General features: G+C 72.2%; 1 protein-coding gene. It reads left to right on the top strand.

The genetic code is table 11. From position 1 onward, the window contains the following. Window positions 1-224: 224 nt before the first annotated feature. A partial coding sequence (locus VFZ20_RS27565) for a TonB-dependent receptor domain-containing protein (protein WP_329687177.1) occupies window positions 225-2361 on the top strand: 2137 nt, incomplete at its 3' end.

Below are 2361 nucleotides of genomic sequence, written 5' to 3'. Positions count from 1 at the left end.
CCCCGCCCCTGCTAAATCTTTTGACAGGTCGCAACCCCATGCGCGCGAATCGTTTGCGTGCATCCGCCCCGGATCGCGCCCCAACGGAGCGGCACCCTCGCGGGTCCTCTGGGTACGCGAAGCCGCCGACATCGAGGGCGGCCGCGCGGTTTGATCCGCCCTCGACCGACACGAAACCAGGCCCGCCGCCGCACGCCGGCGACGCGGCCGCCGCAGGACAGGGAATGCGCTCACTGGATCTACGCGCGGGCATCGCCGCCGCGCTGCTGGCGTTGTTCGCCGCCCCCGCCGCCGCGCGGGCGCAGGCCGGGACCGTCACGGGCACCGTCGTGGAGTCGCCGTCGGGCCGTCCGCTCCCCGCGGCCACCGTCACCCTGCGCAGCGCGGCGGACAGCACGCGGGCGTTCGGCGGCACGTCGGACGCCGAGGGGCGCTTTCGCATCGTCAACGTGGCGCCGGGAACGTACACGCTGCAGGCCACGCGCCTGGGCTACAGCGCCTACCGGCGCGCCGGCGTGGCCGTGACGGCGCAGGGCGCGGACCTGGGGACGCTGCAGATGGCCAGCGCCACGCTGCTGCTGGACGAGATCCGCGTGGAGACGCAGGCGTCCACGGCCGTGGTGGCGGCGGACCGCACCATCTACAGCACGCGCGACATGCCCGTGGCGGCCGGCGGCATGGCCACGGACGTGCTGCGCAGCGTGCCCGAGCTGGAGGTGGACGTGAACGGCGGCGTGCAGGTGCGCGGCACCGTGGCGCAGATCTACCTCAACGGCCGCCCCGCGCCCATGACGGGCGAGTCGCTGGAGCTGTTCCTTCAGCAGTTCCCCGCGGACCGCATCGAGCGGGTGGAGGTGATCCCCAACCCTTCGGCGCGCTTCGAGGCCGAGGGCGCGGGCGGCATCGTGAACATCGTCCTCAAGAAGGACGTGGACCTGGGGCTCAGCGGCAATCTGTTCGTCAACGCGGGCAGCCGCGGCGAGGCGGGCACGGGCGGGCGGATGACGTACCAGCGCGGCCGGCTGACGCTCTTTGGCGGCGGGTTCGCGCGGCGCTCCGACCGGCGGACGGACAGCTACGACCTGCGGCAGAACCTGCTGGCCCAGCCCATCACCCTGCTGGAGCAGGACGGGTGGAACGACCGCGAGGGCCTGTCGGGCAACGTGGACATGACGGCGGAGTGGCGGCTGGGTGAGCGCAGCACGCTGCGGGGCGAGGCGCGGGCGTTCCACAACGGCTTCGACGCCGACGGCCTCGTGGTCTACACGCAGATGGCGGCCGACAGCACCCCCGTCCTGCGCTACGACCGGGGGACGGTGAACGAGAACCGCCGCCTGTCCACGGACTTTGGCGCGGGCTTTCGCCACCGCTTCGGCGATCCGGACCGCGACGACCACGAGCTGTCCATTGACCTGGAGGTGGAGTCGGGTGACCAGGACAACGGCAGCCGCGTCCGCCGCCGCACGCTGGGGCTGGACGGCGACGTGATCGCCGATCCCGTGGAGCTCACGCTGGACGACAACGACGAGACGGAGCGCGAGCTGCAGGCCAACGCCAACTACGTGCGCCCCTGGGGCGAGGGCGGGCGCCTGGAGTTCGGCTACCGCGGCGAGATGCGCGACACGGACGAGGCCCGCGCCCTGGACATCTTCGCGGACGAGTCGGCCACCTTTCCGTCGCAGACCACGCGCACGGGCTTCGGCTTCCGCGAGACGTTCCACAGCGCGTACGTCACGGGCTCGCGGCAGTTCGGCGCGTTCTCGGCGCAGGTGGGGCTGCGGGCGGAGCGCGCGGACACGCGGCTGGACGTGGCCGGGCTGGAGGACGCGGTGGAGAACAGCTACTTCAGCCTGTTCCCCAGCGCCAACCTGCGCTACGACCTGGGCGGCGGGCGCGACGTGCGCCTGTCGTACTCGCGGCGCGTGCGGCGGCCGCAGGTGTGGGTGCTCAACCCCATCAACCGAAGCAACGACCCGCTGAACCGGTCGGTGGGCAACCCCGACATCGATCCCCAGTACACGCACTCGCTGAGCCTGGAGACGAGCTGGACGGGCACGTTCGGCACCCTGCGCTTCTCGCCGTACTACCGGCGCACGGTGGACGACTGGGCGCAGATCAAGACGGTGGACGACCAGGGCGTGTCCACGCTCACGTGGGAGAACCTGGCGTCGGTGGAGTCGTACGGCACGTCGCTCACGGCGTCCATCCGCCCCGTGGGCGGCGTGGGCGGCAGCCTGAGCGTGAGCGGGTCGCGCGAGGTGCGCAACGCCAGCAACCTGGCCACGGACTACTCGGGTGATGCAATGCGCTACAGCGCGCGGGGCAACCTGAGCGCCGAGATCACGGAATCGCTGGCGCTGC

Source organism: Longimicrobium sp., assembly GCF_036280135.1.
GTDB lineage: Bacteria > Gemmatimonadota > Gemmatimonadetes > Longimicrobiales > Longimicrobiaceae > Longimicrobium.
The sequence above is the reverse complement of the archived record's forward strand: the minus strand, read 5'-3'. Positions and strand labels throughout refer to the sequence as shown.